This window comes from Paraburkholderia sp., assembly GCF_004298475.1.
In the GTDB taxonomy this organism is placed as follows: Bacteria; Pseudomonadota; Gammaproteobacteria; order Burkholderiales; family Burkholderiaceae; genus Paraburkholderia; species Paraburkholderia denitrificans.
The window spans coordinates 162,554-186,168 of record NZ_SCRP01000034.1 but is presented as its reverse complement, the minus strand read 5'-3'; the positions used below and the strand labels follow the sequence as shown (position 1 = coordinate 186,168).

Below are 23,615 nucleotides of genomic sequence, written 5' to 3'. Positions count from 1 at the left end.
CTGCGTGTCTGCGTGTCGGCGGGCGTTGGCGTGCGTTACTGCGAGATCGCCTTGGCGGCTTCGACCTGCGATTCGAAATAGGTCTGGAATGAGAGGGCGAGGCCCGTCATCAGCAGGAACGCGCCGATCAGGAGCGAAAAGATCACGATTAAAACGACGGTCCAGCCCGAGCGGCTTTTGCGGCCGGTCTGCGCATTGAATTGCGCGTCCCATTTCTCATCGGGGCGCAGGCCATAGACGATGGCGGCCAGAAATGCCGAGAGCACGGAAACCGCGCCGATCACGGCGAGCGCCCAGCCGGGAATCGAGCCGCGTGCGGTGGCGGCGAGCAGCAGGACGCCGGGGATGCCGATCAGCGTGCCGATGACATGCGCCCAGCCCCAGACGTCGCGCGGGCCGTAGAGATAGAAGCGGTGTGCGCCGAAGCTGCCGAGGAAGCACGCGAGCGCGGTGGTGAGCGTCCTGGAGCGAAAGCGTGCGGGAGTGTTTTCGTTGGACATGGGCGGGCGGAGTCGTTGGCGTTGTGGGCGGCGCAGACAATTGGGGATTGTACGTCGCACCCGTGACCGTGCGCGCAACCTGCGGCGAGGCCGTGCCTGGCGTGCTGCTGTCGTCTGCTTACGGCTGCGTATAGGTCACGCGATAGATCGCGCCCGCGTAGTCGTCGCTGATGAGGAGCGAGCCGTCGGGCAGCGGCAGTACGTCGGCGGGCCGCCCCCATTCGCTTTCGTCGGCGTTGAGCCAGCCTTGTGCGAACACTTGCTCGCGTGCGTTCGTACCGTCGGCGTTCGCCGTGATCCGTACGACGCGATAACCGACTTTCTTGCTGCGGTTCCACGAGCCGTGTTCGGCGATGAAGATGCTGTCGCGATAATCGGGCGGGAACATCGTGCCGGTATAGAAGCGCATGCCGAGCGACGCCACGTGCGCGCCGAGCTTCGCGACCGGCGGCGTGAAGCCGCTGCACGGATGACCCGCCCCGAACTCGGGATCGGCGATATTGCCGCCGTGGCAGTAGGGGAAGCCGAAATCGAGCCCGCTGCGTGCGAGGCGGTTGAGCTTGTCGTCGGGGATGTCGTCGCCCATCCGATCGCGGCCGTTGTCGGTGAACCACAGTTCGTGCGTCTGCGGATGCCACGCGAAGCCGACCGAGTTGCGTACGCCGCGTGCAATCGTCTCGTAGTGGCTGCCGTCCGGATCCATGCGGCCGATCATCGCGTAACGCGTACGCTGCGGATCGTTCGCGGGGAGGCAGACGTTGCACGGCGCGCCTTGCGGCACGTAGAGCTTGCCGTCCGGCCCGAACGCGATGAATTTCCAGCCGTGGTGGCGCGCTGCAGGCAGGGTGTTCGTCACGACGACGGGTTTCGGCGGATCGTCGAGATGGGTGTCGATTGCGTCGAGACGCAGGATCGACGAAACGGCGGAAACATAGAGCGAACCGTCGCGCCATGCCACGCCGACCGGCATTGGCAGCTCCGACGCGATCACATGACGCCGCACGAGCTTGCCGTCGCGCAGTTCGAGGGCGTAGACGTGGCCGTCCAGGCTGCCGACATAGAGGATGCCGTTGGGCGACAGCGTCATTTCGCGGGCTGTGGGGACGTCGTCGGTGAGCACTTCGATGCGAAAGCCCGGCGGCAGCACGATACGCTCGATCGGCAGCGCCGCGTGTGCGAGCGGCGCCGTCAGGGCGAGGAGGGCTGCCAGGGCCGGAAAAAGCGCAGCGGCGTGCGCGCGGCGTGTCAGAATGGCGTCTTCTGTCTTGCGCAGGGCCGCGCGGCCCCGACCGGCTTGTTCAGCAGACGGGGAGCGAACCGGGGAACGATCATCCCGCAGCGTTCCGGCATCGCGCCGCCGTCGCACAACAACTCGCACAACCGGCCCGAAGCGCACAACGCGCCGCAGCAGCGCCGTGAGAGCCCGCTCGCGGTGGCCATCCGTCCGTGGTCGACTGCCGTTCATCGCACGCTCCCGCTCGGTTTTCACAGTTAAGTGTTTGTTATGGCTTCGGTTTCGGGATATAATCGCCGGTTTCAGTGGTTCCGAACCCCGGTTTTCAAGGATTCTAGTATGGTCATCATCCGTCTGGCACGCGGCGGCTCGAAGAAGCGCCCTTTCTACAACATCGTCGCAACCGACTCGCGCAATCGCCGCGACGGCCGTTTCATCGAGCGCGTGGGCTTCTACAACCCGGTCGCGACCAAGGGTGAAACGCTTCGCATCGCGCAAGACCGCGTGACGTACTGGCAAGGCGTGGGCGCACAGCTGTCGCCGGCCGTCGAGCGTCTCGTGAAGGAATCGCAAAAGGCAACGGTTGCTGCTTAAGTAAGCAGCGTTCGTGTCTTTTTGCCGACTGGTTTTACGCACGCACGCGCAGCATGAGCCGCGCGTGCGTGTTGTGGTTTTAGAGCGGGTTTTAGGGCGGGTTTTAAAGCAAAGCGGCTGTTGCCGCAGGCTTTGCCAAGTGAGTGGGTTGTGAGGTTCGCCGATGCATGACGACGCAAAAGCGGACGCACCAGCCGCTGATAAATCACCTGACAACGCGCGCGAAAAGCCGCGCAAGAGCGCAGCCGATGAAGCAGGACGCCGCGCTGCGCCGTCCTTCGGTGCGTTCGTGCGCAAGCCTGTGCGCGAAGGTGCTGCAGGCGCGAGCGGCAAAGCTGCAGCAGCGGTGACTGAAGGTCTTCGCCCTGAAACCGGGGCGAGCTTTCCGGCGGACGCGCTCGAAGTGGGCGCCGTGGTCGATGCTTACGGCCTGAAGGGCTGGGTGAAAGTCGCGCCGCACGCGCAGGGCGGCGGCGCGTTGCTCTCGGCGAAGCGCTGGTGGCTCGTCAAGGGCCGCGAGCGGCAGTCGTCGGCGCGGGTTGCCGCGAAAGTGCACGGCGACAGCGTCGTCGGGCAACTGGCCGGTGTGGCCGACCGCGACGCCGCGATGCTGCTGCGCGGTTCGCGCATCTACGTGAGCCGCGCCGAATTCCCCGCTCCCGCAGCCGACGAGTATTACTGGGTCGACCTGATGGGTCTTGATGTCGCCAACGAGGCGGGCGTCGAACTCGGCAAGGTCGCCGACCTGATCGACAACGGTGCGCATTCGGTGTTGCGCATCGAGTATCCGTCGACGGGCAAGGACGGCAAACCGGCCACCGGCGAGCGGCTGATTCCGTTTGTCGGCGCGTATGTCAAGACGGTGGACCTGACGGCGAAGCGCATCGTCGTCGACTGGGAAGCCGATTACTGATTGCGCAACCGGGCCCGCGCCGTTGCTTTTGTTCACTGCTTTGTACACATTTCGCTGATTGGAGAGGGCGATGCAGTTCGATGTCGTGACGCTCTTTCCCGAGATGTTCCGCGCGCTGACCGACTGGGGCATCACCAGCCGGGCGGCGAAGCAGGCGCGTTATGGTCTGCGCACGTGGAATCCGCGCGATTTCACGACCGATAACTACCGCACGATCGACGATCGTCCGTACGGCGGCGGCCCCGGCATGGTGATGCTGGCGAAGCCGCTGGAAGAGGCGATCGGCGCGGCGAAAGCTGCGCAGGCACAGGCGGGCTTGCCCGCGCCGCGCGTGCTGCTGATGTCGCCGCAGGGCGCGCGCCTCACGCACGAGCGTGTGATGGAGTTCGCTGCCGAACCCGGTCTCGTGCTGCTGTGCGGCCGTTACGAAGCGATCGACCAGCGTCTGGTCGACCGTTGCGTCGACGAGGAAGTGAGTCTCGGCGACTTCGTGCTGTCGGGCGGCGAATTGCCCGCGATGGCGCTGATGGATGCCGTGGTACGGCAGTTGCCGGGTGTGCTCAACGATGCGCAGTCGGCGGTGCAGGACAGCTTTGTCGACGGTCTGCTCGACTGTCCGCATTACACGCGCCCCGAGGAATACGACGGCGTGCGCGTGCCCGATGTGCTGCTCGGCGGCCATCATGCGGAAATCGAGCAGTGGCGCCGCCGCGAGGCGCTGCGCAATACGTGGAACAAGCGGCCCGATCTGATCGCGCGGGCCAGAAAGAACAAGATGCTCAGCCGTGCCGACGAGGCATGGCTTGCTAGTCTCGCGAAAGGTCCGGGCGGAGCGTAAGGCTTCGGACGGGCGCGCCGCGAGGCGCATAGGCGGCGCCGCTTCATGCGTGAACGGCGCCAGTTGTGAACCCATCCTCTATCGGGGCCGTGGCTGCCGGAATCCGGCACAGGTGCGAACGCCGACACGATGGCTTTTGGAGTGTATCCATGAACCTGATTGAAAAACTCGAACAGGAAGAAATCCAGCGCGTGCTGGGCGAGAAGACCATCCCCGAATTCGCCCCCGGCGATACGGTGATCGTCAACGTGAACGTGGTTGAAGGTAACCGCAAGCGCGTTCAGGCATACGAAGGCGTCGTGATCGCGAAGCGTAACCGCGGCCTGAACTCGTCGTTCATCGTGCGCAAGATCTCGTCGGGCGAAGGCGTCGAGCGTACGTTCCAGACGTACTCGCCGCTGCTGGCCAGCATCGTGGTGAAGCGTCGCGGCGACGTGCGTCGTGCGAAGCTCTACTACCTGCGCAACCTGTCGGGCAAGAAGGCTCGCATCAAGGAAAAGCTGGTGTCGAAAGACCGCGCAGCCGCTCCGGGCGAGCAGGCGTAAAAGCTGTAAGAAAAAGCACCCTTCGGGGTGCTTTTTTTATTTTCGACGCAAAATGTTTGCCGTGCAGGACAGTTCGCTCCGCCACCTTGCCGACGGCCGCCAATGGCCGCCAGCGGCAGGGAAGTGCGGATCATTCGCACTTGGAGTGCGTGTATTTCGAGAGAACCGTTGATTCGCCCCGTTTTTGAACCTGAAAGCTTGCCGATCGAATCCACCGGCGCCAGGCTGCCGCTCGTGGCCGCCGATCGGCTCACGCCACAGGGATTGCGCGCGCGCTTCGAACAGAGCCTGCCGTGGGATCCCGAGCCGCAGGAAGCCGCGCTGTTCGACGTGCGCGATCCGCGCCGGGCTGCGGTGCTGATGCCGCTCGCGATGCGCGCATCGGGCGTGACGGTGCTGCTCACGCAGCGCGCCGATCATCTGAGCAACCATGCCGGCCAGGTGAGCTTTCCGGGCGGCAGTCTCGAACCCGCCGATCCCACCCCGGTTGCCGCCGCGCTGCGCGAGGCGCATGAGGAAGTGAATCTCGACCCGGCGCGTGTCGAAGTGCTCGGCGCGCTGCCCGACTATCTGACCGGCACGGGTTTTCGCGTGACGCCCGTGGTCGGCCTCGTGCACGAGCCGTTCAGTCTCGCCGCCGATGCGCTCGAAGTGGCGGAGATCTTCGAAGTGCCGCTCAGCTTCCTCATGGATCCCGCGCATCACCAGGTACGCTTGCTGCGCTGGGCGGGCGGCGAGCGCCGTTTCTTCGCCATGCCGTATTCCGGCGCGGATGCAGGCGGTATACTCGCGCCGCATTTTATCTGGGGTGCGACGGCGGGCATGCTGCGCAACTTCTACCGCTTTCTGCTGGCCTGACGCAGTGCGGTGCGCGCAAACACCACAGCGCATGTGCGCCGTAGTGTTGTAGGTTTGCCTCCCCCGCTCAGGCACATCTGGCCCTGTGATATTGTTACAACCAACTTTACAACCACGAATCGCACGGCGCGTCGCATGACCTTCTTCTCCGTATTGCTCGCTCTCGTCATCGAACAGATGCGGGCGCTTTCGCCGAACAACCCCATCATGGGTCTCGTGCGCCTCAATGCGGAATGGGCGGCGCACGGCTTCGACGCCGGCAAGCCGAAGCACGGTCTGATCGCGTGGCTCGTCGTCGTGCTGCCGTGGACGCTCGTCACGGCGCTCGTCTACTACGTGCTCTATCACATCAGCTTCGTGCTGGCGTTCCTGTGGAACGTGGTGGTGGTGTACCTCACGCTCGGTTTCCGGCAGTTCAGCCACTATTTCACCGACATTCACCTCGCGCTCAACAACGACGACCTGCCGCACGCCCGCGAAGTGCTGCAGGAGTGGACGGGCATGGACACCGTCGACATGCCCGCGAGCGAGATCGTGCGCCACACGCTGATCCGCGCGGTGGTGGCGTCGCACCGGCACGTCTTCGGCGTGTTTTTCTGGTTTCTCGTGCCGTTCGGCCCGGCTGGCGCCGTGCTGTACCGCATCGCCGAATATCTCGCGCGCGAGTGGTCGCGCCCCACCGGCGAGCGCAGCGAGCCGTTCTCGAAGGTCGCGCAGCAGCTGTTCTTCGTGATCGACTGGGTGCCTGCGCGCCTCACGTCGCTCGGCTTTGCGATCGTCGGTAATTTCGAAGATGCGATCTACGCCTGGCGCAATCACGCGAACCAGTGGCCCGACACCAACGAAGGCGTGCTGCTCGCGGCGGGCAGCGGTGCGCTGGGTGCGCGCCTGTCGGGGCCGCTTGCCGAGCCGTCCAGCCTCGATGAGCTCGCCACGCCGGGCGAGGGCGGTCCGTACACGGTCGGCGACGACTGCACGCCGCGCACGCTCCAGTCGGCTGTCGGCCTCGTGTGGCGCGCCGTGATTCTGTGGATGATCCTGCTGCTCATGCTCACGATCGCCATGTGGTTCTGAGCTTCGGCGCTTTCTGACGCTTACATGCAAACGGCCCGCTTCGAGCGGGCCGTTTGCATGATGTGCCGTGATTCTGCGCTGTGAACCTGTGCCGTCATTCGTCGCGCACGTCGCGCTCCCGCCCGCACTGCCAGCAGACCGTGAACTGAGCCTCCAGCGTTTCGCCGCAGCGCGGGCAACGCCAGGAAGGCGCGCCGGCGGGCGGCCCGCTCTTCGCTTCGTCGATGAGGCGAAGCGCGAGCGTCTCGTCGCGTTCGTCGACGAGCCAGATTTCCGGCGCGCATTGCTCGGCGGGAATCTCGCCCATCGCGCCGCTCAGGTAGCGGTTGTGCAGCTCGCACGGCACGCCCGCCGTTTCCAGGATGTTCATCCAGTGCTGGGCGATCAGCAGGTTCGGGGCGCTTACGAGCTTGAGCATGGTATTGGTCCGCTCAGCGCACGATCTGGCTGATCTCGTGCATGAGCTGCGCGTAGAGCGCCTGGCGCTCCGGCGCGACGCTGCCGTCCTCGACGGCTTCGAGCACCGCACAGCCCGGCTCGTGCAGATGATGGCAGTTGTAGAAGCGGCAGTGCGCGAGCAACGGTCTGAACTCGGGGAATGCGCGCTCGAGCCGGCCTTCGGTCAGGTGGTAGAGGCCGAACTCCTGGAACCCCGGCGAATCGATCAGCGCGCCGTCGCCAGCCGTTCCGTCGTCCGGCAGCTTGTAGAGGCGCGTGAACGTCGTCGTGTGACGGCCGCTGTTGAGCGCCGTCGAAATCTCGCGCGTAGCCGCCTCGGCGTCGGGGATCAGCAGGTTCACGAGCGTCGACTTGCCCATGCCCGACTGTCCGAGCAGGATCGTCGCGTGGCCGTGCAGATGCTCGGCGAGCGTCGCGCGCGCCGCTTCCGGCCGGCCTTTCACGGAGACTTCGAGCACCGTGTAGCCGAGCGCCCGATAGCGTTCGAGCCGCGCGCGCGCAAGCGGCAGCGCGGCTTCCACGTCGATCTTGTTCAGCACGATCAGCGGCTTGAGGTCGTTGGCTTCGGCGGCCACGAGCGCGCGGCCCAGCAGATCCTCGCTGAAGTGCGGCTCCGTGGCGAGCACGATCAGCAACTGGTCGAGGTTCGCGGCAAAGAGCTTCGACTTGTACTGGTCGGAGCGATAGAGCAGGTTGCGCCGCGCGCCGATCGCGACGATTACGCCCTGGTCGGCCGAGGTCGACTGGTACTCGACGCGGTCGCCCACGGCCACCTCGCTCTTTTTGCCGCGCGGGAAGCACTGGAGCGGCGCGCCGCCGTCTTCGGGCGCGACGAGATAGTGGCGGCCGTGCGCGGCGATCACGAGCCCGTGCAGCGTGCCGTCGGCCGCGCCTTTCGTGCTACCGGTGCTGCCTGCGCTGCCCTTCGAGACGCGCCGGTTCATGCGTGTGCGAGCAGCCGGTCGATCCGCTGCGAGGCGGGCGGGTGCGAGTAGTAGAACGCGGTGTAGACGGGATCGGGCGTCAGCGTCGATGCGTTGTCCTCGTACAGCTTCACGAGCGCGTTGACGAGGTGCTGGGCGTCGATCTGCGTCGCGGCGAAGGCATCGGCTTCGAATTCGTGCTTGCGCGAGCTGAGGCTGCCGAGCGGCGTCACGAAGAACAGGAACACCGGCACGGCGAGGAAGAACAGCACGAGCGCAAGCCCTTCGTTGCCGCCGAGCAGCGACGGCCGCACGCCAAGCCCTTCGTAGAACCACACGCGCTGCGACAGCCACCCGAGCAGCGCGAGCAGCCCGAGGCTGATCGCAAACGTCACGGCCATGCGCTTGACGACGTGGCGGCGCTTGAAGTGGCCGAGTTCGTGCGCGAGCACGGCCTCGATTTCGCTGCCGGACAGGCGGTCGAGCAGCGTGTCGAAGAACACGATGCGCTTGGCCGCGCCGAAGCCCGTGAAGTAGGCGTTGCCGTGCGCCGAACGGCGGCTGCCGTCCATCACGAAGAGACCCTTGGCGGCGAAGCCGCAGCGCTGCATCAGCGCTTCGATGCGCGCGCGCAGTGCTTCGTCCTTGAGCGGTTCGAACTTGTTGAAGAGCGGCGCTATCAAGCTCGGATAGAGCACGAGCACGAGCATCTGGAACGCGACCCAGACGGCCCACGTCCACAGCCACCAGAGGCTGCCCGCCTGCTGCATGAGCCACAGCACGACGAACAGAAGCGGAATGCCGAAGACCGCGCCGATCAGGAGACCCTTGATGCGGTCGACGAAGAACATGCGCTTCGTCATGCGGTTAAAGCCGAAGCGCTCTTCGATCACGAACTGCCGGTAATAGTCGAGCGGCAGTTCCACGATGCCGCTGACGGCGAGCACCGCCGCGACGAGCGCCATCTGCCCGGCATAGCTGCGGCCGAGCCAGCCCGAAATGCCGAGATCGAGCGCCTGCACGCCGCCGAGCAGCGTCAGCACGATCAGCACCACGGCGGAGAGCAGGATTTCGAGCACGCCGAGCCGCGTGCGCGTGATCGTGTAATCGGCGGCGCGCTGATGGGCGGAGAGCGGGATCGTGGCCGAGAACTGCACAGGCACCGCGCCGCGATGTGCGGCGACGAAGCGCACCTGGCGCGAAGCGAGCCAGAGTTTGGTCGCGACCATGGCAACGACCGCGATCACGAAGAGGGCACTAAAGACCAGCGCAGGAGACATATTGGGCATCCGGGGGATCCGTGGTATCTATGCGACAATTATATGTTCTAGCCGGCTGCGCCACGCATTCCGCGCGTCGACAGCGCGCAGCCGCGTCCTCACCGATCCGGGTTGCAAATCATGACAGATACAAATTCCGCCACGTCGAACGGCCAGGCAACACTCATCGAACGCACCGACATGAACCTGATCTGGCTCGACATGGAGATGACGGGACTCGATCCCGACAACGACCGGATCATCGAAATTGCGGTGGTGGTGACGAATTCGACGCTCGACAAGGTGGTGGAAGGCCCGGTGCTGGCGATCCATCAGACTCCGGCCGATCTCGACCGCATGGACGAGTGGAACCGCAATACGCACGGCCGCTCGGGCCTGATCGAGCGCGTGCGCGCCTCGACGGTGACCGAGGAGAGCGCTACCGAGCAGATTCTCGCGTTCCTGTCGCAATACGTGCCGCCGGGCAAGTCGCCGATGTGCGGCAACTCGATCTGTCAGGATCGCCGCTTCATGGCGCGCTGGATGCCGACGCTCGAACGTTTCTTCCACTACCGCAATCTCGACGTGAGCACACTCAAGGAGCTGTGCCGCCGCTGGCAGCCCGCGATCTACAAGGGCTTCCAGAAGCGTGCGATGCATACGGCGCTCGCCGACATTCACGAGTCGATCGACGAACTCAAGTACTACCGTGAGCATTTCCTCGTGCCGGCTGCGTCAGGCGTGGCCCCGGAAGGCGTACCGGCGGGCGGCGCAGCGAAGTGAGCGCGCCGCGCCGGGCTCGCCCGGCGCACGGCAGTCGAGCGTCATTCACGTACCGCACGCCCGTTTTGTACGCAGGGCAAGTTACGCGCGCGGGGCGCGCTGCGCGCTCTTCGGGCGGAACGCCGCGACGACGTTCGGATCGGTTTCGATATACGGGCCGCCGATCAGGTCGATGCAGTACGGCACCGCCGCGAAGATGCCCGGCACTTTCACCGCGCCGGTTTCGTCGCGCAGACCTTCCAGCGTTTCCTTGATCGACTTCGGCTGACCCGGCAGGTTGATGATCAGCGCCGCGTGGTCTTCGGTTTCGCGGATCACGGCCACCTGGCGTGACAGGATCGCCGTCGGCACGAAATTCAGGCTGATCTGGCGCATCTGCTCGCCGAATCCCGGCATTTCCTTCGTCGCGACCGCGAGCGTCGCCTCGGGCGTCACGTCGCGGCGCGCCGGGCCGGTGCCGCCCGTCGTCAGGACGAGGTCGCAGCCCAGGCCGTCCACGAGCGCCGCGAGCGTTGCAGAGATCGTTGCGGCGTCGTCCTGGATCAGACGCGTTTCGGCTCGCCAGGGCGACTTCAGCACCGCGCCGAGCCATTCCATCAGCGACGGAATGCCCTTGTCCTCGTAGACGCCCGCGCTCGCGCGGTCGCTGACCGATACGAGGCCGATCACCAGTTCGTCCGGATGGTTGCGCTCAGGCTTCGTCATCGCCGGCTTCCTCTTGTGCGTCGTGGTCTTCCTCGTCGCCTTCCGCCGCGCCGCTCGCCGTCTTGATCCACTGGAACAGTTCGCGGAAGTACTTCGGCGGGCGGCCTTGCTGCTGCTCGCGGCGCACGTTGCGGATCAGCGTGCGGCCCTCCTGCGGATCGGCGACGGGATGCTGGCGGATGAAGTCGGTGAGCGCGGCGTCGTCGGCGAGCAGTTTCTCGCGCGTGCGCTCGATCCAGTGCAGGCGCGCCGTGGCGGCCTTGTTCACGCCGCGGTGCTCGTCGAGCGCGGTGCGCAGCGCAGCCGTTTCGGCTTCGGTCAGGCCGCGCATCATGCGGCCCACGTACTGGAGCTGGCGGCGCTTGCCTTCGTGATCGGTAATGCGGCGCGCCTCGTGGACGGCGTCCGCGAGATCTTCGGTCATCGGCATGCGCTTGAGGGCGTCTTTCGGCAGCTCGACGAGCGCCGCGCCCAGTTCCTGGAGCGCTTCCATCTCGCGCTTGATCTGCGACTTGCTCGGGCGGTCGTAGCCGTTGTCGTCGACCTCGGCGGCGGCGTCGTTCATCGGTTGAATGCGGGTTTTGCGTTTCATGGGCGGTATTGTAGCGTGCCGGGACGGCCCGGCCGCGCGCGCAAGCCCCGCACGCGACCGCCCGATTTCGCCGCTCGATTTCGCCGCCCGATGCCGCCCGATGCCGCTCGATACTGCCGCGCGCAGCCCGGAACGATCGCGCAACGCGCCGCGCCCCGAAGCCGCGGCGCGTTTTCGCCGCTGCCCGACTGCGGTGGAGAACCGGATACCTTGCTATGATCCCGGGATGCGCCAAGGGCGCCGAATCATCCGACACACCACACCAGCGGGCCCCGGTCATTCATGGGCCCAGAACCGGACAGTAACGACAATGGCAGCAGACATCGAAGCCCGGCAGCGCTTTTTCCCGCACACCCAGGACGAACTGAAGGAGATCGCGTCGGACATCCTTCGTCACGCGAAGGCGCTCGGTGCGAGCGACGCGGCGACGGAAATCTCCGAAGGCGACGGGCTGTCCGTCTCCGTGCGGCGCGGTGAAGTCGAGACCATCGAGCACAACCGCGACAAGATGGTCGGCGTGACCGTCTATATCGGCAACAAGCGCGGCAATGCGAGCACCTCGGACTTCTCGCCGCAGGCGCTCAAGGACACGGTCGCCGCCGCGTACAACATCGCGCGCTTCACCGCCGACGACGACTGCGCGGGTCTCGCCGAGCGCGATCTGCTCGAAACCTCGCCGCGCGATCTCGATCTCTATCACCCGTGGAATCTTTCGGCGGAGGAAGCCGTCGAGATCGCACGCCGCGCCGAAGACGCCGCGTTCGCCACGGATCCTCGCGTGAAGAACTCGGAAGGCGCGAGCGTTTCCGCGCAGCACTCGCAGTTCGTGCTCGGCACGACGGGCGGCTTCCTGCACGGCTACCCCTATTCGCGCCACTACGTGTCGTGCGCGCCGATCGCGGGCGAAGGCCGCCAGATGCAGCGCGACGACTGGTACACGTCGCGGCGCAGCGCAAGCGAACTGGCTTCGCCTGAAGCGGTCGGCCGCTACGCCGCCGAGCGCGCGCTGTCGCGCCTGAACGCGCGCGGCCTCGATACGCGCAAGGTGCCGGTGCTGTTCGAGGCGCCGCTCGCGGCCGGGCTGCTCGGCGCATTCGTGCAGGCGACGAGCGGCGGCGCGCTCTATCGCAAGACGTCGTTCCTCGTCGACAGCCTCGGCACGCAGGTGTTCGCGCCGCATATCCAGATCGTCGAGGATCCGCACGTGGCGCGCGCAGCGGGCAGCGCACCGTTCGACGAAGAGGGCGTGCGCACGCATCGCCGCGAAGTCGTGAAGGACGGCATCGTGCAGGGCTATTTCCTGTCGTCGTATTCGGCGCGCAAGCTCGGCATGCAGACCACCGGCAACGCGGGCGGCTCGCACAACCTGCAGTTGAAGAGCTCGCTCACCGAGCCCGGCGACGACTTCGAAGCAATGCTCAGGAAGCTCGGCACCGGTCTGCTGCTCACGGAACTCATGGGGCAGGGCGTGAACTTCGTGACGGGCGACTATTCGCGCGGCGCGTCGGGCTTCTGGGTCGAGAACGGCAAGATCCAGTATCCCGTCGAAGAGATCACTGTGGCCTCGACGCTGCAGGAGATGTTCCACCATATCGTCGCCGTGGGCGCGGATACGCTCGCGCGCGGCACCCGGCAGACCGGTTCGGTGCTGATCGAGCGGATGACGGTCGCGGGGCAGTAACGCGGCTATCGGCCTGAATTTGGCCTGAATTTGGCCTGAATCAACGCAAACGGCACGCTTTCATTAGCGTGCCGTTTTTGTTTTTGCGTCGCGTGTGCTTACGAGGCGTGCTTCAGTCGCGGCGCTCGTAAGTCACGAACGCGAAGTCGAAGTCGTTGGGCGGATTGGCGTGCAGCGTCTCGCGCGACGTTTCGCGCCACAGCGCGGGATCAGGTGCCGGGAAACTCGCATCGCCCTTGAAATCGGCGGCGATTTCGGTGACCACGAGCTTGTGGGCCAGCGCGAGCCCGTCTGCGTAAAGCTGCGCGCCGCCGATCAGAAAGGCCTCGGGCGCCTCGTCCTGCGCCGCGAGCGCGAGCGCCGCTTCGAGGCTCGTGACCGTGTCGCAGCCGGGAAAGCGCTTCGAGCCGTCGCGCGTGACGACGATGTTGCGCCGTCCGGGCAGCGCGCGGCCGATCGATTCGTGCGTCTTGCGGCCCATGACGATGGGCGCGCCCATCGTGGTCCGTTTGAAGAAGGCGAGGTCTTCGGGCAGCCGCCAGGGCAGTTCGTTGTCGCGGCCGATCACGCCGTTGCGGGCGCGCGCGACGATTACCGTGAGGGTTGTCATCGAATGGAGCAGAGGGTTGGGAACATCGCCCCGATTTTACCCGAGCGCCGCCTTGCTTCTCGTGGGCGCTTGCCTCGGACCCTATGGCTCGTTTTCGGCCTCGCCGCCAAAGATCGTTTTTTCGTCGCGCAGGCCATGCGCGCCCATCAGCCGGTACAGCGTCACGCGCGAGATGCCGAGGTCCGCGGCCGCTTCCGCAAGACGGTGGCGATGACGCAGGAGCGCGGCCTCGATCGCCCGCTTCTCCGCCGATTCGCGCGCCTGCGCAAGCGTCACGGTCTGCTGCGCGGTGAAGTTGGCGAGGTCGAGATCGTCAGCGGTGATCAGCTTGCTCTCGGCCATCACGATCGCGCGCCGCACGCGGTTGATCAGCTCGCGCACGTTGCCCGGCCAGTTGTAGTTGTACATCGCCTCGATCGCGTCGGGCGCAAAGCCGCGGATCTTGCGCGCGCTGTCCATCTTGAACTTGTGCAGGATGTGATGCGCGAGGATCTCGATGTCCTTGCCGCGCGCGCGCAGCGGCGGCTCGTCCACGCGCAGCACGCACAGGCGATGAAAGAGGTCGGCGCGGAAGCCGCCGGTGTGCATCGCCGTTTCGAGATCGACGTGCGTCGCCGAGATGATGCGCACGTCCACCGGAATCTGCTCGTGGCCGCCGAGGCGCTCGATCTTGCCTTCCTGGAGAAAGCGCAGCAGGCTCGCCTGGCTTTCCATCGGCAGGTCGCCGATTTCATCGAGAAAAAGCGTGCCGCCGTTGGCCGCTTCCACGCGCCCGATCTTGCGCTGGTTCGCGCCCGTGAACGCGCCGCGCTCGTAGCCGAACAGTTCGGATTGCAGAAGATGGTGCGGAATCGCGCCGCAGTTGATCGGCATGAACTGCGCCTTGCGGCGCGACGAGCGCTCGTGAATCGCGAGCGCCGTGAGTTCCTTGCCGGTGCCCGATTCGCCCGAGATGAACACGGTCGCGTCGGTGCCCGCGACCTTGCGGATCGTGCGAAAGAGCTGCTGCATCGCTTCGCAGGTGCCCACCATTTCGTCTTCGTCCTGGACCGTGGTGGCGGGCGCGTCGAGGTCGCAGAGCGACACCATGCCGTACGCGTGCGTCACGAGGTAGTCGAGCGTCGCGTCCGTCACCGGCAGATGCACGAAGTCGAAGCAGAAGTGGCGGATCAGCCGGCGCACTTCGGGATCGATGAGGTGCGCCGCATCGGTGAGCGCGATCCAGCCGACTTGCTGGAGCCGCAGCACCGCTTCGAGCCCCGCGCAGTCGCGCAGCGCGAAGCCGGTCAGATCGATGAGACCCGCGTACGCGGACTCGGGCTTCACGAGCCGCGACGCCTCGTGCGCGGTGCGCGCCGCCGCCAGCTCCCAGCCGCGGCTTGTCAGGTAGGCCGAGCGCGCCGCGTCGGGCGTGCGGGCGAGATAGACCAGCGTGCGCACGGGATCCGCCACGGGCTTTGCAGCAGGCTTTGTCGCCGGCTTCGTAGCGGGATTCGAAGCGGGATTCGAAGCGGGCTCGCCGGTCTCGTGCGCAGCGCCGGGCACATCGGGCGGCCTCGCGAGAGCAGGCCGCTGGCCTGCGCCTGCGAGTGGCGTCACGGTGGCGTTGATGGGAGAGGATTCACGCACAATCGTCCTCGTGTTCGTCAGAAGGTATAGGGAAACCGCACGCCGACGACGAAGTTCGGCGCGTCGGGCGTGAGGCCCACGGCAACCGCGCCGTTGATCGTCAGGTGTTTGTTGACCACGTGATTCAAGCCGAAGTTGAGCACCGACGCGGTGGTCTGGCTGCCCGGCACGCTGGCCCAGGCGCCGCCCGGCGCCCGGGTCTGCGACTGCGGCGAGATCGCCATCGTGTAGGCGATGCTGGCCGAATCCTTGTCGGAGAACGCGAGCGCGACGCCGCCGCCGAACTGGTAGATATCGCCGAGCTTCACTTCGGCTGGCTCGACTTGTCCGGCCACCGACGAAATATCGGCGAACGAGCGCGCAATGTTGTACGTGTACGAGAAGCTGCCGAACAGCACGACCGGGTCGTAGGTCTTCAGCACGGACAGGCCCGCCGTGATGTTCCAGAAGCCGGTGCCCGTGGGCAGCCTGGTCGGCGCGACGAGGTTGGTGTTGTCGGCGCTGATCTGCACGAGCTTGATGCCGAACGGCGAACTGCCGGTCGGCGTTTTGACGCGCAGGCTGCCGACCACGTCGGGCAGGTTGTTGGTTTCCTTCAGGAACTGGTAGTAGATCCCGAACGTCACGTCGCCGATGTCGGACGAGTTGACCGAGGCATCGGAGAGCGTGCCCGCCGCGCCGCCCGCGCCGCCGATGATGAAGCTGCTGTGGCGGTAGACATACGGCACGTCGACGTCGACGCTGATGCGGTCGGTCAGGCCATAGCGCGTGTCGAGATCGGCCTGAAGCTGGTGCGACTTCGTTTCGCCCAGATTGATGTTGCCGAGGAAAATCGCGTCCAGCGCGAGGAAGCCCGAAAGCTGCAGCTGGCGGCGGTCGTAATACGTGTCGCTGATGCCCCAGTCGAGCGTGAGCCGGCGGTCGAAGAGCGGCGCGTGCTCGCGCTCGACGACAGCCTGCTCGGCCTGGGTGCGCTGCGGCTGCGCTTCTTTCTGCGTTTCTCCAATCGTGGGATTCACGCCGACGGGCGCGCCCTGTTGCGGGCCGCTCGATGCCGAACTGCCGGTTGCGCCGCCGCCCGGCCCGGAGTCGGGCGAAGGCGGATTGACCGGCACGCCGGTCGCGGTGCCCGTGAGCGAGCCTGGCGCCGTTGCGCCCGGCAGCGCCTGGGCGAGCGGCGGCAGCGGCATCGGCAGACCATCGTCGCCGGGCTGTTCGGCGACCGCCGTATCGGAAGCGGCAGAAGCGGCGGCGGCAGCGGCGGCGCCCGGCACGCCGCGTCCGCGCTGCGCCATCTCCAGATTCGTGACCTGGCGTTCGAGCGACTGGATCTGCTTTTGCTGCTCGTCGACCACTCGCATGAGCATGTTGACGCGCTCCTCGATCGACTGATTCTGAAGCTCCTGGGCACCGGCCGAATGTGCGAGCACGAACAGCGCGGCGGCTACGGGTATGGCCGCGCGCTTCGGGCGCGGCGGTCCCGCTCTGGTCATCGAGTTCATTCTTGTTTCCCCCGGGTTTCGAGGCGGGTGGCCGACCGGTCGTCGTGCAATCCGCTCCCGCGTGTCGCGATGTGCCTCGTCCCTGCTGTGCTGCTGTGCCGAATGCGGCAGGGCGCGCGCCCGCGTTGCTCTCTCCTGGTCAGTGCAGATTGCGCAACGCCTGCAGCACGCCGGTCTGCCGGATCGTGGCGCCGCCCATCTGCTGCGTCTGCAGCGCGAGCGACAACTGATTGGCGACCTGCTGGCTGTTGCCTGCGATCTGGAGCAACTGGGCGACTGCGCTTGCCTGTTGCGCGTTGCCAGGCACGATGTTTTGCGTGGCGATGCCGGCCGGTGTCTGCACCGTCACGTTGATGCTGTTGTTGGCGAACGTGATGCCCGCCTGGATGCTGCCGTTCGTGTTCGCGGCAAACGCGGCGGTCTGGTTGCTCGCGGCCGGGACGCCTGCCGCCGGAATGCCCGGCTGCGGCGTGCTGTTGCTGTATGCGACGATCGCGCTGTTGGTGCCGACGTTGTTGTTGCCCGCGACCTGGGTGATCTGCGACACGCCGTTGACCGCCACGTTCTGGCCGCCCGTGGCGACCGCGGCGGGGTCGGCGCCGCTGTTGTGCAGGTTGGTGCCGCGGCGCGTATCGGTGACTCTGGCCTCGGTCTCGATTTGCGCGGTGAGCTGGTTGGTGAAGTCGTGCGCGACCGTGAGCGCGCCCTGGGCAATGGCCGTGGCGCCGTTCGGCAAGTGCCATTGGGTCAGCACGCTCAGGACGAACCCGGAAATCATGTCGCTGCCGGCAAACTTGCCGGTCTGACTGGCGAGCACGTCGTCGCCGACGCTCTCGCACTGGATGCCGCGCTGCGCGACGCTGCCGGGGCTCAGGAATGCAGGTGGCGTCGGGGCGTCAATGCTGCCTGCGCTCGCATGACCGCAGGCGAGCGCGAGGAGCGCTGCCGTGACGCCGCGTGGTGATAGGCTGCGTTTCATGGCTCGATCAAGACATCAGAACATGACGGCCCGCTCAAGGCCGTAATCGACGAAGGGCGTCGCCGCCGTGCCGTTCGCCAGTGCATTGGCGCGCAGCTTCAGCGCAAGCGACTCGTTGTTCTGCAGCAAGGGGGAATCCTCCTTGAACGGTTTGCCGAGCACCGCGAAGACGAGACCGTTCCAGGTCTTCGCGAAGTCGCCCTCGGCGACGATGCGGTTGCCGAGCGCCGGGTCCGCGAGGAAGACGCGCCCGTCTTCGGCATGCTTCACGATCACGAAGTGTTCGTAGCCGTTGATGTTCATGAGCACGAGCACGGGAATCTGCAGGTGATACAGCGCGTCGGCGTTGACGCGGAACCCACGTCCGCGCAGGCCGATCGTTTCGACGAACTTCTTCATGTCGAGCATCGAAAAGCCGTTCTTCTGGACCACTTCCGGTTTCGAAAACGTCATCATCCGGCGGATCAGCTCCACTTCCGGAATGTCGATGCCGTAGCCGTACTTGAGGAGGGTTCCGAGCGCAGCCGCGCCGCAGCTGTAGTCGAACTGCTGGGTGACGATGCTGCTGTAACGGATGTCCTTCATCGAGCGGATCGGCAACTTGACCGGCACGCCGATGAGATTAGTCGCGTCGATGCTCGACTGTGCGTGGGCGAGCGCACACAATGAGCAAGCTGCGAGCGCTGCGACACAAGCCTTCAGCGCCGGGAACCGGTCGAGCCCGGACATGGTTGCCTCCTGCCGAAATCGCGCCGGCTGCCAACGTCGCAGCCGGCGCGGGTCCTGGCGCTTACTTCGATACGGTCAGCGCAGCAATGGCGAGGCCGTTGTGCTGCACGTTGCCCGCGCCACCGGCGATGTTCACGCCGATATTGCCGCTTGCGCCCGCGAGCGCGTTCGGCGCCATCGAGGCGGTGCCGCCGAAGCTCCCGTTGAAGTTCAGGCCGGCGGACTGGCTGCTCTGGTCGGTGGCGACCATCGCTGCGCTGCTCGGGGCCGACTTCTCGATGCTGCTCGATGCGGCGAGGCTGTTGTTCTGCACGTTGCCCACGCCCGCGGCAATGTTCACGCCGATATTGCCGCTTGCTCCGGCGAGCGCGTTGCTGCCGACCGACGCGTTGACGTTGAAGTTCTTGATCTTCGCGTTGCCCGCGGACGACTGGTTGTTGAAGATCTGTGCGTTGCCGAACACATTGCCCGCATCGATCATGGCAAGCGACGCTTCGTTGCTCTGCGCGTTGTCGACGCCTTCCGAGATGTTGATGCCGACATTGCCCGAAACGCCTGCGCCGGGCGCGCCGGTGCCGCCGATATTCGCGTCGAGCGAGCCGGCCGGAATGCCGTTGTAGTGCGTCGTGACTGCGCCGACCGTCGTGACGTCGGTGGTGTTGTCATGCGCCTGCAGGTTCCAGTCGGCCGTGACCGAGTGCGACTCGACGGAGCCGGATATCGAATAGTGGCTGGACTGCTCGCCGAAGGCCTGGTAGCCCGAGCCCTCGTTCGCCGAGAAGTGCCAGGCGGCATGCTGACCGGAACCCTGCGTGCCTTCGAAGTAGCCGGCGATGCCCGAGCCCTTCGCGTAGCTCGACGCGTGGTAGCCGCCGGAGAAGCCGCCCGCCACGTAGCCTCCGCCGCCGCCCCAGTTCTCGTCGCCGTAGCGGTAGTAGCCATACGAGCCGCCGGCATGGCCGCCGCCCGATACATGAGCGCCCTGGCTCTGGTGCACGTCGTAGAAGTAGCCGCCGATACCGGAGCTTTGCTGGCTATATTCGTAGCCGCCGCCGCTCACGCCCGCCTTCTGGTTCGCGTAGGAATATCCCGACGATTCCTGGAAGCCTTGCGCACCCCCCGATGCCCTGAAATTCGTCTTCGTGACCGAAGCGGACGCGGTGCCGCCCGCGTCGACCGTCCGCGACGTGTTGTGGACGAGGGTGGTGAGGTGACCCGTCGTGTACGTGCCTGTCGGCGGGTTCGGTGTCAGCGTGACGGCGTCGAGGTTGACGCTCTGCGTGTTGTTGACGACCGCGCCGGTGGTGTTCGACACGTCCACGCAGCCGAACATCAGGACGCCGCCCCACAGGTCGACGCCCTGATGGATGACGGTGGAGTTGAAAATGTACGGATCCGTCCCGCCGTGGGCGAAGACGCTGCCCGAGGAGACTGCGAGCACGGCCGCAGCGATGAGAGTGCGCTTCATGATGTCGCTCCGATACTGATTTGTTCAGTTAGAAAAGAGTGCCCGCCGGGGGACGGAGCACAAAACTGTTCGCCGTAGCATTACCGGCTCCGACGGTCTGGTTCACCTGCACGAGACCCGTCGCATTCCTGAATGCTGTACTGCCGATACGCGCTTCACGAATGCCATGGGTCTCGTCCGATCGACCCGGACCCCCGTTCGTCGCTGCCGCCGCGGACAGTTCCGCATCCGAGGCGACATCCACGCCGATCGCACCAGTGCCGATCCGGGCACTGTTGCTCTGCGTATTTCCCATGCCCGCAGCCTGGTTGACCATGACTGCGCCCGACGCGCTGGCAAAGGCGCCTTCGCCGATGCTCGCGCTCGCATTGCCGAGGCGCGCCCGCGCGCTTGCGTACTGTTCGCCGCCGATGCTGTTGACCATGACCGGGCTGCCGCTCGTGACCGTGAGCTGATTGGCCTGCGCATTGTTGAGGCCGGCTGCCTCGTTGACGGCGACCGCGCCGAGCGTGCCGTTCGCGGCGCCCGCGCCGATGTCGGCGCTCACGTTGTTGACCGTCTGCGCCTGGGCTTGTACTTGTGCCGCGCCTGCGCAGACGAGGCATGCGGCGAGCGCGAGCGTTGCCTGCCGCGGCCGGCGGGAGCACCTGCGGGGCGCGCTCATTTGAGGGCTCCGAGGGCGGCGGCGAGCGGCGCGAGCGCGCCGTTCACGCCGGACGAGATCGTGTTGCCGATGCCGCCCGGCTGGGCGCTTGCGCCCATCGCCACATTGCTGCCGGTGTTGCGGCCGCTCAGGATGCCGGTGAGCGCCTGCATGCCCGCGGCGTTGGCGTTGGTGTTGGTCGTGCTGCCCGGCGCGACGCCAGCGGAGCCGCGCGCGTTCGTGAGATCGGCGTCCGAGGCGACGGCGGCCATCGCCGGATCGAAGCCGCTCGCGGGGAAGGTGGTCGCGCGCACGGCGACCGGATCCTGGCGCTTCGGCACGTTGGCGAAGGCGCTGCGCGGGGTGATGTCGCGTGCGACGACGATGTCGCCGGGATTGTCGCCCTGTTGCGCTGCGGCGACTGCTGAAACACCGGCTGCAAGGAATCCGCAGACAACTGCGGCGCCCCTGGCCGAACGCCGGCTGTGGGCCGGTGTCGTGATGCAGGCTGGCATGCTGGTCTCCAACGAGTCCGGCTTGTGTGGCTCACGCCATGCCGGACGCCGTTCCGCGCTAGCGGCCCGGTTTACTTTCTCGTGTAATTGGCGATGTTTCCTTGCGCCGCCTGTGAGTTGTCGACCGGAATCGGCAACGGTGCGGGCGGGGCGATTTCATCCCACAGGGTGACGCTGCCGCCGCCGCGCATGAGCTGCGGCGTGGCCGCGACCATCAACATGCCGACTGCGCCGCCACGCTGGTGCGCGAGCGTCTGGTCGTCCAGCGGGCTGCCGGCTACCACGGGGTCGTCGGCGGGCGGTGTCGAGCTTTCAGCGAGCGCGCCGCTGTCCGTCGGCGGCGGACTCGTGTCGAGCGTCGCCGGGACGAGCGCGGGCGCGGACAACGTATGGAGCGTTGCAGGCATGACATCGGCAGACGAATTGGCTTGCACCTGGGCGGCGGGCGTACCGGCTGCGCCGTCCGGTGTCTGCGCGTGCACCGCGGGTGCAAACCCGAGCAGCGCCGCCGCTGTGAACGTCACAAGGGCTGCGGTGCTGCCGGTGGCATGGCGCCTGACGATGAGGTGGTTGAGTCGCATGGCGTATCTCCTCGTGCAGGAGATTTAGCGAAACGTGTGCCATGCGCCGCAATCCATTGATGTACTTTGGAGAGCGCTTTTTCCGCCGATTCTCGAATGGCGGATTTTCACCAAAACGTTTCAGCGCTGAAACGTGAGCCCCTTAAAACACAGTTTCGTATTGCACGGGTAATACATTCTGGAAACGCCACATTAATGTTGCTGTTATGTTGAAAACAACTGCTTTATTAATCTGGTTTGCGACAATAGCCGACGGCTGACGCTGGAAGCCTTTCCATCCGACCCGTTTTGATACGTCAGGCATAATTTCTATCCAGAAATGTTGCGCATAGAGTAAGCTTGATCAAAACACGCTTGAGCAAATTAGAATAAGACCCCCTCGGGGGCAATGACACACACGCCGCGTCTCGGGGTTTCATCGTCGCCAAAAGCATGTTCGTTCGCTTCTGATCGAGGCAGAATGACCGGTGCTTTATGCTCCGTATCTGGGCATTCAGGTGCGTGTCGTCATTTACAAACAAGATGTCGGCGAGAGGATCTGAATAATGGAACCCGCAACGCGGCAACTGGTGTATGTATCACGCAGTCCAAGCGACGCGCTGAATGAGCGGTTCCACGAGCGCGGCTGGCAGGTGGAAGTGGTCGGCAACGCACGTGACGCGCGCCGGGTGCTGCGCGCCGGGTCGCCCGCAGGCGGCCTGCTGGACCTCTCCAGCCATTTCCATCTGGAGGAGATCGGCTCGTTCGAGCCGTGCCTCACGCTGCCCAACGTCGGCTGGGTCGCCGCCACGACGACCGGCCAGCTCCAGGACGCCACGCTGCGCCGCCTCGTGCGCGATTACTGTTTCGACTACGTAACGGTCCCGTGGAGCGGCGAGCGCATCGTTGATTCCGTCGGCCACGCGTACGGGATGGTTTCGCTGGGCGAGACGGCCTCGAACGACACGACGGGCGGCGCCGAAGGCGAGATGGTCGGCTCGTGCGAGGCGATGCTCGCGCTCTTTCGCTCCATCCGCAAGGTTGCCCTGACCGATGCGCCGGTCTTCATCTCGGGCGAGTCGGGCACCGGCAAGGAACTCACCGCTGTTGCCATTCACGAGCGCTCGTCGCGGCGCGGTGCGCCGTTCGTGCCGATCAACTGCGGTGCGATTCCGCCGCATCTGCTGCAGTCGGAACTGTTCGGCTACGAGCGCGGCGCGTTCACGGGCGCGAACCAGCGCAAGATCGGGCGCGTCGAGGCGGCCCATGGCGGCACGCTCTTTCTCGATGAAATCGGCGACCTGCCGATGGAAAGCCAGGCGAGCCTGCTGCGCTTTCTCCAGGAGGGCAAGATCGAGCGCCTCGGCGGACATCAGTCGATGCCGGTGGATGTGCGCATCATTTCGGCGACGCACGTCGACATGCGCGCCGCCATGGCCGAAGGGCGCTTCCGCCAGGATCTGTATCACCGCCTGTGCGTGCTGCAGATCGACGAGCCGCCGCTGCGCGCGCGCGGCAAGGACATCGAACTGCTCGCGCGGCACATGCTCGAGCGCTTCCGCAAGGATGGCAGCCGGCGTCTGCGCGGCTTCTCGCCCGACGCGATCGCGGCGCTCCACAACTACAGCTGGCCGGGCAACGTGCGCGAACTGATCAACCGCGTGCGGCGTGCGATCGTGATGTCGGAAGGGCGCTCGATCACGGCGCGCGATCTCGAACTGGGCGACTACGTCGAGGTGATGCCGGTGTCGCTCGCGCAGGCGCGCGAGTCCGCCGAACGCCAGGCGATCGAACTCGCGCTCCTGCGCCATCGCGGGCGCCTTGGCGACGCCGCGCACGAACTCGGCATCTCGCGCGTGACGCTTTACCGGCTGCTGTGCGCGCACGGCATGCGCCACATGGAAAGCGAGCCGCTCTCGCCGCATCCGGGCGGGATGCTTTCGGCGGGCAGCCTGTAAGTCCGGGTCGCATATCATCTTCCACGCGCGCCGGGCCGGTTTTCCAGGCCCCGGCGGCGCGCTT

At 66.0% G+C, this 23,615-nt stretch carries 24 protein-coding genes and 1 pseudogene; 9 read left to right on the top strand and 16 right to left on the bottom strand.

From position 1 onward, the window contains the following. Positions 1 to 35 precede the first annotated feature (35 nt). Positions 36 to 500 carry an NINE protein gene (locus tag EPN59_RS17650; protein WP_293034525.1) on the bottom strand — a complete coding sequence of 155 codons (465 nt, stop codon included), beginning with the start codon at positions 498 to 500 and terminating at the stop codon, positions 36 to 38. A gap of 118 nt (positions 501 to 618) precedes the next feature. Then, complete coding sequence (locus tag EPN59_RS17645; protein WP_293034527.1) at positions 619 to 1,710, bottom strand: PQQ-dependent sugar dehydrogenase; 1,092 nt, start codon at positions 1,708 to 1,710, stop codon at positions 619 to 621. 363 nt (positions 1,711 to 2,073) lie between these two features. On the opposite strand from EPN59_RS17645, the gene rpsP reads away from it, so the two are divergent. The 6 genes and pseudogenes from rpsP (at position 2,074) to EPN59_RS17615 (ending at position 6,556) form a co-directional block, all read left to right on the top strand. After that, positions 2,074 to 2,328 (top strand): 30S ribosomal protein S16, encoded by a 255-nt coding sequence (gene rpsP, locus EPN59_RS17640; protein ID WP_293034524.1) that lies wholly within the window; start codon positions 2,074 to 2,076, stop codon positions 2,326 to 2,328. Positions 2,329 to 2,605: 277 nt separating this feature from the next. Then, a pseudogene (gene rimM / locus EPN59_RS17635) lies at positions 2,606 to 3,241 on the top strand (ribosome maturation factor RimM); the annotation flags it as partial. 70 nt (positions 3,242 to 3,311) lie between these two features. After that, positions 3,312 to 4,079 carry a tRNA (guanosine(37)-N1)-methyltransferase TrmD gene (trmD, locus tag EPN59_RS17630; RefSeq protein WP_293034522.1) on the top strand — a complete coding sequence of 256 codons (768 nt, stop codon included), beginning with the start codon at positions 3,312 to 3,314 and terminating at the stop codon, positions 4,077 to 4,079. A 149-nt stretch (positions 4,080 to 4,228) separates the two neighbouring features. Continuing rightward, positions 4,229 to 4,624 carry a 50S ribosomal protein L19 gene (rplS, locus tag EPN59_RS17625; protein ID WP_027795316.1) on the top strand — a complete coding sequence of 132 codons (396 nt, stop codon included), beginning with the start codon at positions 4,229 to 4,231 and terminating at the stop codon, positions 4,622 to 4,624. A 168-nt stretch (positions 4,625 to 4,792) separates the two neighbouring features. Then, positions 4,793 to 5,482, top strand: coding sequence for a CoA pyrophosphatase (locus EPN59_RS17620; protein WP_293034521.1), 690 nt, complete (start codon positions 4,793 to 4,795; stop codon positions 5,480 to 5,482). 135 nt (positions 5,483 to 5,617) lie between these two features. Further along, complete coding sequence (locus EPN59_RS17615; protein ID WP_293046526.1) at positions 5,618 to 6,556, top strand: CobD/CbiB family protein; 939 nt, start codon at positions 5,618 to 5,620, stop codon at positions 6,554 to 6,556. Positions 6,557 to 6,650: 94 nt separating this feature from the next. Here EPN59_RS17615 and EPN59_RS17610 read toward each other — a convergent pair whose 3' ends face one another. Genes EPN59_RS17610 through EPN59_RS17600 form a run of 3 tightly spaced genes read right to left on the bottom strand, consistent with a single transcriptional unit; the run spans position 6,651 to position 9,218 of the window. Continuing rightward, positions 6,651 to 6,974, bottom strand: coding sequence for a DUF2007 domain-containing protein (locus EPN59_RS17610; RefSeq protein ID WP_293039063.1), 324 nt, complete (start codon positions 6,972 to 6,974; stop codon positions 6,651 to 6,653). 13 nt (positions 6,975 to 6,987) lie between these two features. Continuing rightward, positions 6,988 to 7,959, bottom strand: coding sequence for a ribosome small subunit-dependent GTPase A (gene rsgA, locus EPN59_RS17605; RefSeq protein ID WP_293039061.1), 972 nt, complete (start codon positions 7,957 to 7,959; stop codon positions 6,988 to 6,990). Further along, complete coding sequence (locus EPN59_RS17600; protein ID WP_293039059.1) at positions 7,956 to 9,218, bottom strand: M48 family metallopeptidase; 1,263 nt, start codon at positions 9,216 to 9,218, stop codon at positions 7,956 to 7,958. Before EPN59_RS17600 ends, rsgA begins: the two co-directional genes overlap by 4 nt. Positions 9,219 to 9,338: 120 nt before the next feature. Between EPN59_RS17600 and orn the strand changes: the two genes are divergently transcribed. After that, positions 9,339 to 9,980, top strand: coding sequence for an oligoribonuclease (gene orn, locus EPN59_RS17595; RefSeq protein ID WP_293039056.1), 642 nt, complete (start codon positions 9,339 to 9,341; stop codon positions 9,978 to 9,980). An 81-nt stretch (positions 9,981 to 10,061) separates the two neighbouring features. Here the strand turns inward: orn and mog are convergent, their stop codons facing one another. Beyond that, complete coding sequence (gene mog / locus EPN59_RS17590) at positions 10,062 to 10,685, bottom strand: molybdopterin adenylyltransferase (protein ID WP_293039053.1); 624 nt, start codon at positions 10,683 to 10,685, stop codon at positions 10,062 to 10,064. Next, positions 10,672 to 11,277 (bottom strand): ribosome biogenesis factor YjgA, encoded by a 606-nt coding sequence (gene yjgA / locus EPN59_RS17585; RefSeq protein WP_293039050.1) that lies wholly within the window; start codon positions 11,275 to 11,277, stop codon positions 10,672 to 10,674. The genes mog and yjgA overlap by 14 nt, the downstream gene beginning before the upstream one ends. A 310-nt stretch (positions 11,278 to 11,587) precedes the next feature. Between yjgA and pmbA the strand changes: the two genes are divergently transcribed. After that, positions 11,588 to 12,958 carry a metalloprotease PmbA gene (gene pmbA, locus EPN59_RS17580; RefSeq protein WP_293039047.1) on the top strand — a complete coding sequence of 457 codons (1,371 nt, stop codon included), beginning with the start codon at positions 11,588 to 11,590 and terminating at the stop codon, positions 12,956 to 12,958. A gap of 112 nt (positions 12,959 to 13,070) precedes the next feature. Here the strand turns inward: pmbA and EPN59_RS17575 are convergent, their stop codons facing one another. The 9 genes from EPN59_RS17575 to EPN59_RS17535 form a co-directional block, all read right to left on the bottom strand. Next, the gene (locus tag EPN59_RS17575) at positions 13,071 to 13,568 is read right to left on the bottom strand and encodes a dihydrofolate reductase (RefSeq protein WP_293046523.1); all 498 of its coding nucleotides are present in this window, start codon (positions 13,566 to 13,568) and stop codon (positions 13,071 to 13,073) included. 81 nt (positions 13,569 to 13,649) lie between these two features. Then, complete coding sequence (locus EPN59_RS17570) at positions 13,650 to 15,197, bottom strand: sigma-54 dependent transcriptional regulator (protein WP_293046520.1); 1,548 nt, start codon at positions 15,195 to 15,197, stop codon at positions 13,650 to 13,652. Positions 15,198 to 15,214: 17 nt separating this feature from the next. After that, complete coding sequence (locus EPN59_RS17565; protein WP_293043366.1) at positions 15,215 to 16,699, bottom strand: hypothetical protein; 1,485 nt, start codon at positions 16,697 to 16,699, stop codon at positions 15,215 to 15,217. 139 nt (positions 16,700 to 16,838) lie between these two features. Further along, positions 16,839 to 17,678, bottom strand: a complete 840-nt coding sequence (locus tag EPN59_RS17560) for a peptidase C39 (RefSeq protein WP_293043369.1) — start codon at positions 17,676 to 17,678, stop codon at positions 16,839 to 16,841. Between the two features lie 15 nt (positions 17,679 to 17,693). Beyond that, the gene (locus EPN59_RS17555; RefSeq protein ID WP_293043372.1) at positions 17,694 to 18,407 is read right to left on the bottom strand and encodes a C39 family peptidase; all 714 of its coding nucleotides are present in this window, start codon (positions 18,405 to 18,407) and stop codon (positions 17,694 to 17,696) included. 61 nt (positions 18,408 to 18,468) lie between these two features. Then, the gene (locus EPN59_RS17550; RefSeq protein ID WP_293046517.1) at positions 18,469 to 19,875 is read right to left on the bottom strand and encodes a hypothetical protein; all 1,407 of its coding nucleotides are present in this window, start codon (positions 19,873 to 19,875) and stop codon (positions 18,469 to 18,471) included. 28 nt (positions 19,876 to 19,903) lie between these two features. Then, positions 19,904 to 20,539 (bottom strand): hypothetical protein, encoded by a 636-nt coding sequence (locus EPN59_RS17545; RefSeq protein WP_293046514.1) that lies wholly within the window; start codon positions 20,537 to 20,539, stop codon positions 19,904 to 19,906. Beyond that, a complete protein-coding gene (locus tag EPN59_RS17540; RefSeq protein ID WP_293046511.1) occupies positions 20,536 to 21,033 on the bottom strand; it encodes a hypothetical protein in 498 nt (165 codons plus the stop codon). Before EPN59_RS17540 ends, EPN59_RS17545 begins: the two co-directional genes overlap by 4 nt. Positions 21,034 to 21,104: 71 nt before the next feature. Beyond that, entirely contained in the window at positions 21,105 to 21,614 is a 510-nt protein-coding gene (locus EPN59_RS17535) for a hypothetical protein (protein WP_293034709.1), read from the bottom strand. Between the two features lie 545 nt (positions 21,615 to 22,159). Between EPN59_RS17535 and EPN59_RS17530 the strand changes: the two genes are divergently transcribed. Next, complete coding sequence (locus tag EPN59_RS17530; RefSeq protein WP_293034711.1) at positions 22,160 to 23,551, top strand: sigma-54 dependent transcriptional regulator; 1,392 nt, start codon at positions 22,160 to 22,162, stop codon at positions 23,549 to 23,551. The last annotated feature ends 64 nt before the right edge of the window (positions 23,552 to 23,615 follow it).